Here is a 13,911-nt window from a genome sequence, read left to right on the forward strand (position 1 = left end):
AGCGCGTACGGCGTTCACGCCCGGCGCGTGCGCGGGCGTGTGCGCGGCAGCAGGAAGCCCGCCGCGATCAGCCAGGCGAGGCCGCCGAAGCGCGCCACCGGCAGCAGCGGCGACAGCGCCTCCGCGAGGAGCGAGAACACGGACAGCTCGGCGAGGGCGGCGAGCACCAGGCCCGCCCAGGCGAGGCGGCGCGGCAGCAGCCCGGCCAGCAGCCCCGGCACCGCGATCCCGGCGACCAGCAGCCCGAGCGGGACGACGTGCCCGGCCCCGCCGGTGGCGAACGCCAGGAGGTGCAGGGCGGGGACCACGCCCGGGTGCTCCACAACGTCGGACTGGCCGAGCACCCAGGCCAGCAGGCCTGAGGCGGCCAGGGCGGCCGACGCGAGCAGCCCGCCCGCGAGCGCGATCGTGGCGCCCGGGGCGCGTATGCCCAGGCGGTGCAGCCGGGCGGAGACCGTCGCCGCGTAGATCGCCAGCGGTACGGAGGCGGCGAAGTGCAGCGCCCCGCCGGTCCTGGTCGGCGCCGCGTGCTCCCGGAAGTGCGCGAGGCTCGCCGCGGTGTCGCCGAACGGCGAGGGGAAGGCCGAGCCGCCGGACAGCGCGAGGGGCACGAGCAGCCCGGCGAGGAAGAGCCCGGTGGCGACGACCGCCAGGATGCCGGGGTGCGGGCCGTGCTGCGGCTCGTGCGGTGTGCGGGCCGGTGCCGGGGGCGCTGCGGGGGCGCTCATACGATCACCCGCCCGCCGCTGAGGTCGAGCGTCACCCCGGTCACCCAGGAGGCGGCGTCCGAGGCGAGCCAGAGGGCCGCCTGCGCCACGTCCTCGTCCCGGCCGAGCCGGCCGAGGGGGAACGCGGCCGCGAGCCCGGCCCGTTGCCGCTCGTCGAGCGCGGCGCGCAGCCGCTCGTTCTCGACGGCGGAGGGCGCGAGGCAGTTGACGCGGATCCCGGCGGGGCCGAGTTCCCTGGCCAGGTGCTTGCCGAGCATCACGACGCCCGCCTTGGCCGCGGCGTAGGCGGCGTTCGCCCCGCCGGGCTGCCGGGCGGCGGCCGAGGACATCAGGACGACGCTGCCCGCGCCGCGTTCCACCATGTCCGGCAGGAACGCGGTGACCGTGGCGAAGACGGAGGTCAGATCGGTCTCCAGGACCTCGCGCCAGCGGTCGAGGCCGAGCGCCGCGCTCGGCTCGGGCCGCCCCTGGCCCCCGGCGAACGGGCAGAGCACGTCCACGGATCCGTACCTCTCGGCGACGGCGGCGCGCAGATCGCCGAGGGGTTCCGTGACGTCGGCCGGGAAGGCGTGGGCGTCACCGCCCTCGGCCCTGATCGCGGCGACGACCGCGTCGAGGGCGGCGCGGTCGCGGCCGGTCACCGCGACGCGCGCCCCGCTGGCGGCGAGCGCGCGGCAGGTGGCGGCGCCTGGGCCGCGTGAACCGCCGGTGACGAGCGCCGTGCGCCCCGCGAGGCCGGGCAGCGGCGGCCAGGGGGGTGGGGAGGTGATGGGTGGTGTGGGCATGGGGTCCCCTCGGTGGGCGGTTTGATTCTTGAGGAAGAATGATTCATGGCTATGAATCATTCAGTCGGGCTACCGTAACCCCATGGCCGAGACACCGCAACGCCCTGCCGGACCGCCCGTGCCGCGGGGAACCGCGTTCCTGCTCGCGCAGGTCGGCGCGCGGGCCGCCGAGCGTTTCGCCGAACGGGTCGGGGAGTTGGGCGTGCGGCCCGCCGACGTGGGCCTGCTGCGGCTCATCGGGACCCGCGCCGGGCTGAGCCAGCGCGACCTGGCGGAGACGCTCGGCGTCGTCCCGAGCAGGGTGGTCGCCCTCGTGGACCGGCTCGACGGCCTCGGCCTGGTCGAACGCCACCGCAGCGCCCGCGACCGGCGCCACCACGAACTGCGCCTGTCCGCGCGGGGCGAGGAGCTGCTGGGCAGGGTGGGGACGGTCGCCGCCGCCCACGAGGACGCGCTGCTGGAACCGCTCACGCCGGAGCAGCGCGAGACGCTGGGGCGGCTCCTCGGCGCGCTCGCCGCCGCCGAGGGCCTGACCCCGGGAGTGCACCCCGGCTACCGGGGCGGGGGCGGGCGGGAGTGAGAGGCCCGCGCCCGTTGCCCGTACGGCGGCCTGCCGCGCCGTTGAATCCGCGCAGGCCCTGACCGGCGGTGCGCGCGGTCGCTACGCGGTGCTGCGGCAGCCGGTGAGGAGGGTGGCGACCATGCGCTTGGCGTCCGCCTGGTCGTAGTCGGGGCCGGTGATGCAGAGGTTCCCGATGGCGCGCATGAGCGTGTAGGCGGCGAGGCCGGGGTCGGTCTCCCCGGCCGCGGCGCAGGCGTCGAGCAGGGTCGCGCAGGCGGGGACCAGGGTGTCGAGCATGAGGGCGTGGAGGTTCTCCAGACCCGCGTCGCCCGACCCCAGCGCCGCGCCGAGGCCGTGCTTGGTCACCAGGAAGTCCGCGAACGCGTCCGCCCAGCGGGTCAGCGCGGTGAACGGGGAGGGCGACTCCTCCAGGAGTCGCGGCGCGAGCGCGGCGCACGTGTCGATCTGGTGCCGGTAGACGGCGGTGACGAGGTCGGCGCGCGTCGGGAAGTGCCGGTAGACCGTGCCGAGGCCGACCCCGGCGCGTTCGGCGATGTCGCGTACGGGGGCTTGGACGCCCTGGCACACGAAGGCGTCCGCCGCGGCGGCCAGTACCTCGCCGCGGGTGCGCCGCGCCTGGGCCTGGCGTGCTCCGACCGGTTCGGGCACAGGGTTCTCCTTTGCTCGCGGAACATTGTTCCGCTAAGTTGGCGGAACGGCGTTCCGTCAAAGTGTGGCAGAACGCTCCCCCGCAGAAAGCACAGGTCCCCCATGTCTTCAGCCACCCCCGCCCGGCGGATCGCCGCGGTCAAGCCGATCACCGTCCCCGCCCCGGGCCGCGGCACCGACCTGCTCGTGAAGGTCACCGCCCCGCTGACCGGCCACGACCTGCCCGTCATCGTCTTCTCCCACGGCAACGCGTGGTCCCTCGACGGGTACGGGCCGCTCGCCGACCGGTGGGCCGCCGCCGGATTCGTCGTCGTGCAGCCCACCCACCTCGACTCACGCCGCAACGGCATCGGCTGGGACGACCCCCGTTTCCCCACCATCTGGCGCGTCCGCATCGCCGACCTCCACGCGGTCCTCGACCACCTCGGCGGCATCCTCGCCGACGCCGGCCTGGAGACCCGCGCCGACCGCGCGCGCGTCGCCGTCGCCGGCCACTCCTGGGGCGCCCAGACCGCCGGGACGCTCCTCGGCGCGCGCGTGCTCGACGCCGACGGCGCACCAGGCGAGGACTTCTCCCACCCCGCCGTCACGGCCGGTGCGCTGGTGGCCCCCGCGGGGACCGGCGACAGCCTCACCCCGTTCGCCGCCGAGCACCTCCCGTTCAGCCGGCCGGACTTCTCGGCCATGACCACCCCCGCCCTGGTCGTCGCGGGCGGCAGGGACGACTCCCCGCTCTCCACCCGCGGGCCCGACTGGATCACCGACGCCTACCACCTCAGCCCGTCCCCGAAGAGGCTGCTCACCATCCCCGAGGGCGAGCACACGCTGGGCGGCGTCGCCGGGGAGGCGGTCGCCGAGACCACCGACGAGGACCCCGCCAGGGTCGCCCTCGTCGCGGACGCGGTCGCCGCGTACCTCCTCGACGTCTTCGGGCTCGACAGCGCGCCGTGGGCCGCCCTCGCGGACGGCGGCGGCGACGCGTGGAGCGTCGTCGGCAAGTGATCGGGCGGGGCGATCAGGCGGGGTGGCGCAGCGGGCCGCCGCCGCGGTCGTCGTCCTCGTCGCCGTCCGGCAGGCGGCAGACCCGTTCCAGCAGCAGCGCCGCCGCGATCACGGCCACCGCCGCGACGACCGCGAGACCCGCGTACAGCGCCTGGTCACGGCGGTTCGGCACGTCCAGCCGGTACAGCACGAAGTACAGCCCGAGCCCGCCGTACGCGCCCCCGACCAGCGCCGACACCAGCGCGCTCGCCTGCCCGAAGACGACGGCCCGCGCCACCATCATGCGGTCGAGCGGCCTGGCGCGCGGGCGGCCCTCCCGCTCGGCGCGCAGCCTGCCGCGCAGCGACAGCGCCGTGGCCAGCAGCACGCCCGCGATCAGCGCCAGGATGACCGGGGCGAGCAGCGGGACGGCCGGGAGCGTGTTGTCCAGCGACTCCCACAGCCCGGAGGCCGCCCAGCACAGGGCGAAGGCACCGGCGAACAGTACGGCCAGCGTCCTGATCCGCAGTTGGTTCACAGCAGTCGGAGTCCGTCGTGGTCGGGGGCGGGTGGGAGTGACGCGGGTGCGGGTCAGTCCGGCAGGACGAGCGCCAGGTCGGGCCTGGCCGTCACCCCCCGCTCGGCGATCTCCGCGAGCAGCGACGCGACCGTGCCGTGGCCCGGCACCTCCGCGTCCGGATCGACATCGTGCCACGGTACGAGGACGAACGCCCGCTCGTGCGCACGGGGATGGGGAAGCGTCAGCGCCGGGTCGCCCGACGTCACGCCCTGGTAGCTGAGGATGTCCACGTCCAGCGTGCGCGGCCCCCACCGGGTGTCGCGCACGCGCCGGTACGCCTCCTCGATCGCGTGCGCCCGCTCCAGCAGCGACGCCGGGGGCAGCGTGGTCTTCACGAGCACCACCGCGTTGAAGTACGTCGGCTGGCTGCCCGGATCGACGCCCCAGGGCTCCGTCTCGTAGACCGGCGACACCGCTTTGACGCGGACGCCCGGCGTGTCCTCCAGCGCGTCCACGGCGCCCTGGAGGGTTTCGAGGCGGTTGCCGAGATTGCTGCCGAGGGAGAGGACGGCGCGGCGCGGATTGTGCAGCGTGGCGTCGGCGGCGTCCACCTGGCGGACGACGGAAGCGGGCACCGGCTGGACGGTCGGGTCGGGGGAGGACGCGTGCGAGGGTGTCATGTTCGGCTCCGCTTGATGGTGATGGTCACGTCGTCGAAGGGGACGGTGATCGGCGCCTGGGGTTTGTGCACCGTGACCTCCGCCTCCTGTACGGCCTCGTGCGCGAGGCACCGGTCGGCGATGCGCTGGGCCAGCGTCTCGACCAGATCGCACGGTTCACCGGTGACGACCGCGTGGATCTGCTCCGCCACCACCCCGTAGTCCACCGTGCGCGCGAGGTCGTCGCTGTCGGCGGCAGGGCGGGTGTCGAGGCCGAGGACGACATCGACGACGAACGTCTGTCCCTCCTGACGTTCCCTCGGGTGCACCCCGTGGAATCCTCTGCCGCTCACTCCGCGCAGGGCTATACGGTCCACGGCGCTCACTCCCTCTCACCAGTCGTGCACGGTCGTCCTGACCCCCTGCCCTGCCCGGTGCGGCGGGCGGGGGTAATCGAATCTACCTGCGAGGTGCGGACAGCCCGGTTCAGCGCCGCACCGCCCCCGGATGTTCCCGTCCGGCGGCGCCGGGAGCGCCGTGCCTGCCCCTACCCTGGTGCCATGAGCATCTCGCACGGCCAGGTGGCAGGACTCCCCGGGTGGGACCGCTGCGCGGTGATGGGGGTGGTCAACGTCACGCCCGACTCGTTCTCGGACGGCGGGCGCTGGTTCGACACGGACCTCGCGGTCAAGCGGGGGCTCGACCTGGTCGCGCAGGGCGCGGACCTCGTGGACGTCGGCGGGGAATCGACCCGACCGGGCGCCAGCCGGGTGGACGAGGCGGAGGAGCTGCGCCGCGTGGTGCCGGTGGTCGGGGCGCTGGCCGCCGAGGGGGTACGGGTCAGCGTGGACACGATGCGCGCCTCCGTGGCGGGGCGCGCCGTCGCCGCCGGTGCCGTGCTCGTGAACGACGTGAGCGGCGGCCGCGCCGACCCCGCGATGATCCCGGCGGTCGCCGAGACGGGCGTCCCGTTCGTCGTCATGCACTGGCGCGGCCAGAGCGCCGACATGAACGACCGCGCGGTGTACGGCGACGTCGTCGGCGAGGTGCTGGACGAACTGCGCCGCGCGCTCGACGCCGCCGCCGCGGGCGGCATCGCCGAGGACCGGCTGATCGCCGACCCCGGCCTCGGCTTCGCCAAGAGGGCCGAGCACGACCTCGCGCTCGTCGCCGCCACCGCGCGGCTGCGCGCCGGACTGGGCAGGCCGCTGCTGGTCGCCGCGTCGCGCAAACGGTTCCTCGGACACGTCCTGGCCGGGCCCGGCGGCACCCCGCCCCGGGCGCGGGAACGCGACGCCGCCACCGCCGCCGTCAGCGCGCTCGCCGCGTCGGCGGGGGCGTGGGCGGTGCGGGTCCACGAGGTGCGGGCCAGCGCGGACGCCGTACGGGTCGTCGCCGCGGTCCGGGCGGCGGGGGACGGGGACGGGGCCGCCGGATGAGCGGCGGCGCCGACACGGACGTCGAGGCGGTCACCGCCGCCAACACCGCGCTGTACGAGGCGCTGGAGAGCGCCGACCTCGACGCGCTCGGCGCCCGCTGGCTCGACCACGAGGGCATCAGCGTCGTCCACCCCGGCTGGCCGGTCATCAGCGGACGCGGCGAGGTGCTGCGGTCGTACGCGCTGATCATGGCGAACACCGAGTACATCCAGTTCTTCCTGACGGACGTCCAGGTCTCCGTCATCGCCGACACCGCGCTCGTCACCTGCACCGAGAACATCCTCAGCGGCGGACCCGCCGAGGCGGACGGCTCGGCCGGGCCGCTGGTCGGCGGCCTCGTCGTGGCGACCAACGTCTTCCGGCGCGGCCAGGACGGCGGCTGGCGGCTGTGGAGCCACCACGGGTCGCCGGTGCTGATCGAGGGCGACGACGGCGACGAGGACGGGGACGGCACCCCGGACGACGCGGACGACACGCCCCCGGACGACGGCCTGGGCCCGACACGCTTCTCCTGACCCGCGCGCGGGTCGGCGGCGGTTCTCGTGGGGTGGGGAACCGCTTGGGCGTGCCGGATGTGACGAGTGGCCCGGAGGCGGCCCCGGCTGCCTTCGCTGCTGGTCCCGTGGTTGCCTAAGCGCTGGTGGACTGCTGCTGGACACCGGAGACACGGCGGTGAGGCGGTGGACGGCGGGGCCCTGGGCCCGGGTGGGGACAGCCGCCCCCCCAGGCTTGTCGCCGTCGCGGTCGCAGGGGCCGACGGACCGGTGCAGGATGCGCTCGTGGGACCGGGCGGTGCATCAGAGGTGGCTGGGCCTGAGGGAAGCTCACCCGCAGCGCGGAGGAAGCAGTCCGCCGGGGTGCGGCGGAGATCCCGGCATGGGCGGACGCCGCGACGGGCTGTTGGGCAGCGGCCTTGTCCTGCGGGGTGGTTCGAGCAGCTGGAAGGTGACGTGCCGCGCCGGAGGGCGGGCGCGGCTCGTTGTGGGGGCCGTGTGCCTCGCCCTGGCGACCGTTCACGGCGCCCAGCAGAGGGCGTCCAGCGCGCGGTGATTCTCTGGCCTGGCGGCTGGGCGGACCCCGGGCACGCATGCTCGCCGTGTTGCCGCATCGGCCCGGTACGCCCGGTACGCCCGGTACGCCCGGTACACGGACGATCCGGCGCTCCGGGCTCGCACGCACCCGGGGAGCCACCAGTGGCCCGACGCCCCCTTGGCGGACGGGCCCGGGCCCGCGTGGCCCGTCGCCAATGTCCTGCGTCCTGCCGCCGTGCGCCGCGTCAGGGGCCCGTCAGCCAGCGGTCGGGGGTGGCCGTGCGGCGGCCGAGGCGGGAGCGGTCCGCCTGGGCGGCGACCTCGGCCGCCGCGTGACGCGCGTCGAGCAGGCGCGCCGTCGCCGTGCCGTTCGCCCCGTGGTCGACGTGGACGTTCGCCAGCCGCAGCAGGCGGGCGCGCGGCCCCTGCGTGAGCCGTACGCTCTGCACCTTCGCGTGCGGCACCAGCTCGTGCGTCCGCCGCAGCCGCCCGCGCCGGGCGACGAACAGCGTCGGCGTCGCCGCGTACCCGTACCCCGTCCGCCACACCGGCACCGCCCAGCGCGCGCGGTCGGGCGCCGGGCGCACCGCGTCGAGCGCCGCCCCCACGTCCACCTGCGGCAGCACGCGGCCGAGCAGCGCGGCGGCCTCGGCGCGCGGGGCGACGGGCAGGAGGAGGCCCTTGCGGTTGCCCGTCCCCGTGCCCGCGACGTCCAGCTCGACCCGGACCCAGCCGCGCCGCCGCCACAGCAGCGGCTCCACGAGCCGTACGCACTGCACCCGCCCCGGGGGAACGGTCGCGTGGTCCCGCTGGAGGAGGCCGTGGTCGAGGCGCAGGCCGTCGGGTGATTCGCTGACGGTCCAGCCGTACAGCGTCAGGTAGCTGCCGACGCTCGCCCGCCAGTACACCGTGACCAGCGGCAGCAGGACGAGCAGGGAAGCGAGGACGCTGTTCGTCGTCACCCACAACAGCGGCAGCACGCCCGCGCCCGTCAGCAGGAACGCCCACGTCCCGCCGCGCAGTACGAGCGACCACGCGAGCATCTTCGGGTCCACCTCGTGCAGCGTCAGCGCCGGGGCCTCGCCCGCGCTGGGCGCGGCCTCGGGTGCGATGCCCGCAGCGCGCGCGAGCAGTTCGGCGCGCAGGTCGCGGGCCTCGGCCTCGCCCAGGAACGCCAGTTCGTCGGCCGACTTGGAGCCGACGACCTCCATGCGTAGTTTCGCCACCCCCAGCAGCCGGGCCAGCAGCGGGCGGCTCACGTCGATCGACTGGATGCGGTCCAGCCGCAGATGGGCGGAACGGCGGAACAGCAGGCCGGTGCGGATGCGCAGTTCCGTGTCGGTGACGAGGAAGCGCGTCACGCGCCACGACAGGAAGCCGTAGAGCCCCGCGCACGCGAGCAGCAGCGCCAGCGACAGCAGCAGCCACCCCACCGCGACGGACGACGTCCAGCGGCGCAGCTCCTCCACGTTCTGCGCCATCACGGCGAAGAGCCCGGCGAGCGGCGCCCATGCGCGGCGCCAGGGGGTCAGCGGGTGCAGGCGGCGCCCCTGTCCGGCGGGGATCTCACCCCCCGGCACGGCCGCCGCGCCGCGCACGGCCTCGCCGCTCACAGCCCCGCCGAACGGGCCTCGCCCAGCTCCGTGAGCCGGTCGCGCAGCCGTTCCGCCTCCGCCGGGGCCAGGCCCGGAACGGTCGCGTCCGTCGCGGCGGCCGCCGTGTGCAGCTGGAGCCGCGCCAGCCCGAAGCGCCGCTCCAGCGGCCCCGACGTCACCTCGACGAGCTGCATCCGCCCGTACGGCACGACCGTCAGCTGCCGCCACAGCACGCCGCGCTGGATGAGCAGGTCGTCGTCGCGCTCCTGGTAGCACCACGAGCGCCAGTTCCGCCCCAGCGCCCACCAGCCCCACACGGCGGCGGCGACCGGCGGCAGCGCCGTCAGCGCCCACACCGGGCCGCCCAGCAGCGGCGGCAGCAGCGCGGCGAGCAGCGCGGGCGGCGCGAGCCAGCAGACGAGGAGCAGCCGCCGCATCGTCAGCAGCCCCGGCATCACCGGCCGCCAGGTCTCGCCCGACGCCGCCCCCCGCGGGGGCTGTCCCGCCTCCGCCGCCACCCAGTCCATGCCGTCGAGCTTAGAGTCCCCGCGCCGCGAGCGGTGGGCCGCGCGGCGGCCGGGGTGACAGACTGGCGCGCATGACGGAGACCGTGGTCGGGGTCGGCGGGGCGAGCGCGGGGTTCGACGGCAGCACGGACATGGTGCTGAACATCGGGCCGCAGCACCCGTCCACCCATGGCGTCCTGCGCCTGCGGCTCGTGCTCGACGGCGAGCGGATCGCGCGGGCCGAGCCCGTCGTCGGGTACATGCACCGGGGCGCGGAGAAACTGTTCGAGGCGCGGGACTACCGGCAGATCATCGTGCTGGCGAACCGGCACGACTGGCTGTCGGCGTTCTCCAACGAGCTGGGCGTCGTCCTGGCCGTCGAGCGCATGCTCGGCATGGAGGTCCCGGAGCGCGCCGTGTGGCTGCGCACGCTGCTCGCCGAGCTGAACCGGGTGCTGAACCACCTGATGTTCCTCGGCTCCTACCCGCTCGAACTGGGCGGCCTGACCCCGATCTTCTACGCCTTCACCGAGCGCGAGACGCTCCAGCACGTCATGGAGGAGGTCTCGGGCGGCCGGATGCACTACATGTTCAACCGCGTCGGCGGCCTCAAGGAGGACCTCCCGGCCGGCTGGACCGACCGCGCCAGGCAGGCCGTCGCCGGGGTGCGCGCCGGGATGCCGAGGCTGGACGGCCTGGTGCTGGGGAACGAGGTGTTCCGCGCCAGGACGCGCGGCGTCGGCGTGCTCGACGCGGCGGCGGTCCACGCGTACGGCGTCTCCGGGCCGATCGCGCGGGCCAGCGGCGTGGACTTCGACCTGCGGCGCGACGAGCCGTACCTCGCGTACGGCGAGCTGGGCGGCGTGCTGCGCGTCGCGACGCGGACGGCGGGCGACTGCCTGGCGCGCTTCGAGGTGCTGCTCGACCAGACGCGCAACGCGCTCGACCTCGCCGACGCCTGCCTCGACCGCCTCGCCGAGCTGCCGCCTGGGCCCGTCAACCAGCGGCTGCCGAAGGTGCTGAAGGCCCCCGAGGGCGCGACGTACGCGTGGACGGAGAACCCGCTCGGGCTCAACGGGTACTACCTCGTCTCGCGCGGCGAGCGGACGCCCTACCGGCTGAAGCTGCGCTCGGCGTCGTTCAACAACATCCAGGCGCTCGGCGCGCTGCTGCCCGGCACGCTGGTGGCGGACATGGTGGCGATCCTGGGGTCGTTCTTCTTCGTCGTCGGGGACATCGACAAGTAACGGACGACGGGGGACCGCTCACAGTGGGGACGCGATGCCCACCGGCCGCGCGAGCCAGGTGAAGCCGCCGAGCCCCGCCGCGTCCGTCAGCTCCGCCGCCTCGCCCGCCGCCGCGAGGGCCCGTACGTACGCCGCCGGGTCCGCCGACGCCAGCGCCAGCGGCGGCCTGCCGCCGTCCACGCCCAGGGCACGCAGCGCGTCCCGCTGCGGCAGCAGCACGTCCCCTGGCGCGGCACAGGCGTCGAACGCGACGTGCGCCGTCAGGTCGCAGGACCCGTCGGGTACGGGCGGCACCTGCCGTCCCGCGCGGTAGCCGGTGAGCGTGCCGAGCGGGGGCCGCGTCTCCCGCGTGTGCCCGTAGTCCACGGCCACGGCCAGGCCGCGCGCCAGCGACGCCACGGCCCCGGCCCACGCCGCGTCGCGCGGCCTGCCGATCTCCGCCCGCCCGCCGGGCGCGAGCGGCCACCAGCGGCGCAGCCACGCCGCGTCCGCCCCGTCCACCGGATCGCCCAGCCGTTCCCGGCCTCCGGGGGTGACGAGGACGCGCCGCGCGACGCCGTCGTCGTCCGCCTCGGCGACGTCCACCGGCACGTTGTCCAGCCACTCGTTCGCGAACAGCAGCCCCACCGCCCCCTCCGGCGGCTCCGCGCACCAGGTGATCCGCCCGTCGAGACCCGAGGGGCGCGCGGCGCGCTCCACCGCGTACGCGCGCACCCGCGCGCACACCCCCTCGGGGAGCGCGCGCAGCACGCCGCGCACCAGCTCGCCGCGCCCCGCGCCCAGGTCGGTGAACGCCAGCTCCGCCGGGCGCCCCAGCGCCTCGTCCACCCTGGTCAGCAGCCGTGCCACCGCCTGCGCGAACAGCGGCGAGACATGCGCCGACGTCCGGAAATGCGCCACCGGCGCCTCCCGCAGGAAGAAGCCGCCCGGCCCGTACAGCGCCCGCTCGGCGGCCGCACGCCATCCCGTCTCCCGCATCCGCCGCGCTCCCTCCACCCCAAGGAGTAGTTGACGACCGCATGTATCGGCCGTCCGGTTGATTCCCGAGCCGCACGCCATGCCTACTCTGGGTGACGTGAACCGGCTCTACGACTTCCTGCGCCGTCACCCCACTGCGGTGGACGGCAGCTGGGCGTTCGGTCTGCTGGTGGCCACACTCCTGCTCCCGGCCTCCGCCAGGGAGGACGTGTGGCGCTGCTCGGCGCTCGCCGTCGCCGTGGCGGTCGCGCTCGCCGTGCTCGGCACGCTGCGCCGCCGGTGGCCCGAGGCCATGCTGCTCGCCTGCTTCGCGGTCGGCCTCGTCCAGCTCGCGCTGGACGTCGAACCGCTGCCGGGCGACGTCGTGTTCCTCGTCGTCGCGTTCACCATCGCCTCACGGCCCCACCGTACGTACTCCCGGCTCGCCCTCGCCGGCTGCCTCGTCGCGCCCACCCTGGCCCAGCTGCGCTGGCCCGACGACGGCGACCAGGACAGCAGCCTCGCCGCCGAGATCTTCGGCACCGGGCTGCTCACCATCACGTTCTGCCTCGCCTGGGTGCTGGGCGACTCGCTGCGCACCCGCCGCGCCTACTACTCGGAGCTGGAACGCCGCGCCGAACGCCTCGAACGCGAACGGGAGACGCAGGCGCGCATGGCCGTCACCGCCGAGCGCGCCCGCATAGCGCGCGAGCTGCACGACGTCGTCGCCCACAACGTGTCGGTGATGGTCGTCCAGGCGGACGGCGCCGCGTACGTCCTGGACAGCTCGCCCGAGCTGACCCGCAGCGCGCTGCACACCATCTCGGGCACCGGCCGCCAGGCGCTGACGGAGATGCGCCGGCTGCTCGGCGTGCTGCGCAGCGAGGACGGCGGCGCCGCGACGGACGCCGGGGACTTCGTGCCGCAGCCGGGCATCGAGCAGCTCGCCGACCTCGTGGACCAGGCGCGCACCGCCGGGCTGCCCGTCGACTACCGCGTCGAGGGCACCCCGCGCGCGCTGCCCAGCGGCGTCGGGCTCACCGCGTACCGCATCGTGCAGGAGGCGCTGACCAACTCGCGCAAGCACGGCGGCCCCGACGTCGGCGCGACGGTGCGGCTGCGCTACGGCCGCGACGCGCTCACCGTCCTGGCCGACGACGACGGGCGGGGCGCGCAGGCGGTGCTGTACGAGGAACGCGGCGACGACGGGCTCGGGCACGGGCTGATCGGCATGCGGGAGCGGGTCGGTATGGTCGGGGGCGTGCTGGTGGCGGGCCCGCGTCCCGGCGGCGGCTTCCGCATCAGCGCGACGCTGCCCCTGGCCGGGGCGGCGGACGACGCGCCCGCCGCGCGGTGCGGCGCCGCCGACGCCCCCGAGACCCGCGCCGACCTGACCTGACCTGACCGCCCGACGACCGATCGGCCCCGGCCGGTGAGAGGAAGAGACCCATGGCGATCAAGGTGATGCTCGTCGACGACCAGGCGCTCCTGCGCACCGGCTTCAAGATGGTGCTGTCCGCCCAGCCCGACATGGTCGTCACCGCCGAGGCGGGCGACGGCGTCGAGGCGCTCGACGTCCTGCGCTCCACCGCCGTGGACGTCGTGCTGATGGACGTCCGCATGCCCCGGCTCGACGGCGTCGAGACGACCCGCCGGATATGCCAGGAGGGCGGCGGCGGCCCCGGCGACCCCAAGGTGCTGATCCTGACGACGTTCGACCTGGACGAGTACGCGTTCTCCGGGCTGAAGGCGGGCGCGGCCGGGTTCATGCTGAAGGACGTCCCGCCGGACGAGCTGCTCGGCGCCATCCGCGCCGTCCACAGCGGCGACGCCGTCGTCGCGCCGTCCACGACCCGCCGCCTCCTGGACCGCTTCGTGGACCTCCTCCCCGCGGGCCCCGGCACGCCCCACCCCGAGATCGACCTGCTCACCGACCGCGAGCGCGAGGTCCTGATGCTGATCGCGCAGGGCCTGTCCAACGGGGAGATCGCCGCCCAGCTGTTCGTCTCCGAGGCGACCGTCAAGACGCACGTCGGCCGCATCCTCGGCAAGCTCGGCCTGCGCGACCGCGTCCAGGCCGTCGTCCTCGCGTACGAGACGGGCCTGGTGCGCGCGGGCGGCCACTGACCCCGCGCCGATCCCCGCACCCGCCCGGCCGCCGTAGCATGGTCGGGACGTCCGGCACCGGCATACGGGCTGGAACGCATCAAAGGGACGAAGCGGACGAAAGAG

At 75.5% G+C, this 13,911-nt stretch carries 16 protein-coding genes; 7 read left to right on the plus strand and 9 right to left on the minus strand.

All coding sequences use genetic code 11. The annotated features are described in order from the left end of the window. Positions 1-14: 14 nt before the first annotated feature. The gene (locus ACIBPC_RS10870; RefSeq protein ID WP_398842881.1) at positions 15-728 is read right to left on the minus strand and encodes a hypothetical protein; all 714 of its coding nucleotides are present in this window, start codon (positions 726-728) and stop codon (positions 15-17) included. After that, entirely contained in the window at positions 725-1,513 is a 789-nt protein-coding gene (locus tag ACIBPC_RS10875) for an SDR family NAD(P)-dependent oxidoreductase (RefSeq protein ID WP_398842884.1), read from the minus strand. Before ACIBPC_RS10875 ends, ACIBPC_RS10870 begins: the two co-directional genes overlap by 4 nt. Before the next feature lie 82 nt (positions 1,514-1,595). Here ACIBPC_RS10875 and ACIBPC_RS10880 point away from each other — a divergent pair, with 82 nt between their 5' ends. Beyond that, entirely contained in the window at positions 1,596-2,093 is a 498-nt protein-coding gene (locus ACIBPC_RS10880) for a MarR family winged helix-turn-helix transcriptional regulator (protein ID WP_398842886.1), read from the plus strand. 81 nt (positions 2,094-2,174) lie between these two features. On the opposite strand, the gene ACIBPC_RS10885 is transcribed toward ACIBPC_RS10880, so the two are convergent. Next, positions 2,175-2,744, minus strand: a complete 570-nt coding sequence (locus tag ACIBPC_RS10885) for a TetR/AcrR family transcriptional regulator (protein WP_398842888.1) — start codon at positions 2,742-2,744, stop codon at positions 2,175-2,177. Positions 2,745-2,846: 102 nt separating this feature from the next. Between ACIBPC_RS10885 and ACIBPC_RS10890 the strand changes: the two genes are divergently transcribed. Further along, positions 2,847-3,746 carry an alpha/beta hydrolase family protein gene (locus ACIBPC_RS10890; RefSeq protein ID WP_398842891.1) on the plus strand — a complete coding sequence of 300 codons (900 nt, stop codon included), beginning with the start codon at positions 2,847-2,849 and terminating at the stop codon, positions 3,744-3,746. Positions 3,747-3,759: 13 nt separating this feature from the next. Here the strand turns inward: ACIBPC_RS10890 and ACIBPC_RS10895 are convergent, their stop codons facing one another. The 3 genes from ACIBPC_RS10895 to folB are packed head-to-tail and all read right to left on the minus strand — an operon-like array spanning position 3,760 to position 5,281. Further along, positions 3,760-4,263: a DUF3180 domain-containing protein gene (locus tag ACIBPC_RS10895; RefSeq protein ID WP_362960798.1), complete on the minus strand. Its 504-nt coding sequence runs from the start codon at positions 4,261-4,263 to the stop codon at positions 3,760-3,762. A gap of 53 nt (positions 4,264-4,316) precedes the next feature. Continuing rightward, complete coding sequence (gene folK, locus ACIBPC_RS10900) at positions 4,317-4,925, minus strand: 2-amino-4-hydroxy-6-hydroxymethyldihydropteridine diphosphokinase (RefSeq protein ID WP_362960795.1); 609 nt, start codon at positions 4,923-4,925, stop codon at positions 4,317-4,319. Continuing rightward, positions 4,922-5,281: a dihydroneopterin aldolase gene (gene folB / locus ACIBPC_RS10905; protein WP_362960793.1), complete on the minus strand. Its 360-nt coding sequence runs from the start codon at positions 5,279-5,281 to the stop codon at positions 4,922-4,924. Before folB ends, folK begins: the two co-directional genes overlap by 4 nt. Positions 5,282-5,464: 183 nt before the next feature. Between folB and folP the strand changes: the two genes are divergently transcribed. Both folP and ACIBPC_RS10915 read left to right on the plus strand, forming a co-directional pair. Further along, positions 5,465-6,343: a dihydropteroate synthase gene (gene folP / locus ACIBPC_RS10910; protein ID WP_398842895.1), complete on the plus strand. Its 879-nt coding sequence runs from the start codon at positions 5,465-5,467 to the stop codon at positions 6,341-6,343. Beyond that, on the plus strand, positions 6,340-6,858 hold the full coding sequence (locus ACIBPC_RS10915) for a nuclear transport factor 2 family protein (protein ID WP_398842897.1): 519 nt from the start codon (positions 6,340-6,342) through the stop codon (positions 6,856-6,858). Before folP ends, ACIBPC_RS10915 begins: the two co-directional genes overlap by 4 nt. Positions 6,859-7,619: 761 nt before the next feature. Here the strand turns inward: ACIBPC_RS10915 and ACIBPC_RS10920 are convergent. After that, positions 7,620-8,987 carry a PH domain-containing protein gene (locus tag ACIBPC_RS10920; RefSeq protein ID WP_362960785.1) on the minus strand — a complete coding sequence of 456 codons (1,368 nt, stop codon included), beginning with the start codon at positions 8,985-8,987 and terminating at the stop codon, positions 7,620-7,622. Further along, entirely contained in the window at positions 8,984-9,496 is a 513-nt protein-coding gene (locus ACIBPC_RS10925; protein ID WP_398842901.1) for a PH domain-containing protein, read from the minus strand. The genes ACIBPC_RS10920 and ACIBPC_RS10925 overlap by 4 nt, the downstream gene beginning before the upstream one ends. Before the next feature lie 71 nt (positions 9,497-9,567). On the opposite strand from ACIBPC_RS10925, the gene ACIBPC_RS10930 reads away from it, so the two are divergent. After that, positions 9,568-10,722 (plus strand): NADH-quinone oxidoreductase subunit D, encoded by a 1,155-nt coding sequence (locus ACIBPC_RS10930; RefSeq protein WP_398842904.1) that lies wholly within the window; start codon positions 9,568-9,570, stop codon positions 10,720-10,722. Between the two features lie 18 nt (positions 10,723-10,740). On the opposite strand, the gene ACIBPC_RS10935 is transcribed toward ACIBPC_RS10930, so the two are convergent. After that, a complete protein-coding gene (locus tag ACIBPC_RS10935; protein WP_398842907.1) occupies positions 10,741-11,700 on the minus strand; it encodes an SAM-dependent methyltransferase in 960 nt (319 codons plus the stop codon). A 97-nt stretch (positions 11,701-11,797) separates the two neighbouring features. Between ACIBPC_RS10935 and ACIBPC_RS10940 the strand changes: the two genes are divergently transcribed. Beyond that, a complete protein-coding gene (locus ACIBPC_RS10940; RefSeq protein ID WP_398842911.1) occupies positions 11,798-13,078 on the plus strand; it encodes a sensor histidine kinase in 1,281 nt (426 codons plus the stop codon). 50 nt (positions 13,079-13,128) lie between these two features. Next, on the plus strand, positions 13,129-13,806 hold the full coding sequence (locus ACIBPC_RS10945; protein WP_362960774.1) for a response regulator transcription factor: 678 nt from the start codon (positions 13,129-13,131) through the stop codon (positions 13,804-13,806). Positions 13,807-13,911: the final 105 nt, after the last annotated feature.

Origin of the sequence: Streptomyces sp. NPDC049879 (assembly GCF_044461265.1) — a bacterium.
Taxonomy (GTDB): domain Bacteria; phylum Actinomycetota; class Actinomycetes; order Streptomycetales; family Streptomycetaceae; genus Streptomyces.

What these genes read in the sequence shown, in the direction of transcription:
- ACIBPC_RS10870 (WP_398842881.1), bottom strand. Translation starts at nt 728, where the DNA reads ATGAGCGCCCCCGCAGCGCCCCCGGCACCGGCCCGCACACCGCACGAG.
- ACIBPC_RS10875 (WP_398842884.1), bottom strand. Translation starts at nt 1,513, where the DNA reads ATGCCCACACCACCCATCACCTCCCCACCCCCCTGGCCGCCGCTGCCC.
- ACIBPC_RS10880 (WP_398842886.1), top strand. Translation starts at nt 1,596, where the DNA reads ATGGCCGAGACACCGCAACGCCCTGCCGGACCGCCCGTGCCGCGGGGA.
- ACIBPC_RS10890 (WP_398842891.1), top strand. Translation starts at nt 2,847, where the DNA reads ATGTCTTCAGCCACCCCCGCCCGGCGGATCGCCGCGGTCAAGCCGATC.
- folK (WP_362960795.1), bottom strand. Translation starts at nt 4,925, where the DNA reads ATGACACCCTCGCACGCGTCCTCCCCCGACCCGACCGTCCAGCCGGTG.
- folP (WP_398842895.1), top strand. Translation starts at nt 5,465, where the DNA reads ATGAGCATCTCGCACGGCCAGGTGGCAGGACTCCCCGGGTGGGACCGC.
- ACIBPC_RS10915 (WP_398842897.1), top strand. Translation starts at nt 6,340, where the DNA reads ATGAGCGGCGGCGCCGACACGGACGTCGAGGCGGTCACCGCCGCCAAC.
- ACIBPC_RS10925 (WP_398842901.1), bottom strand. Translation starts at nt 9,496, where the DNA reads ATGGACTGGGTGGCGGCGGAGGCGGGACAGCCCCCGCGGGGGGCGGCG.
- ACIBPC_RS10930 (WP_398842904.1), top strand. Translation starts at nt 9,568, where the DNA reads ATGACGGAGACCGTGGTCGGGGTCGGCGGGGCGAGCGCGGGGTTCGAC.
- ACIBPC_RS10935 (WP_398842907.1), bottom strand. Translation starts at nt 11,700, where the DNA reads ATGCGGGAGACGGGATGGCGTGCGGCCGCCGAGCGGGCGCTGTACGGG.
- ACIBPC_RS10945 (WP_362960774.1), top strand. Translation starts at nt 13,129, where the DNA reads ATGGCGATCAAGGTGATGCTCGTCGACGACCAGGCGCTCCTGCGCACC.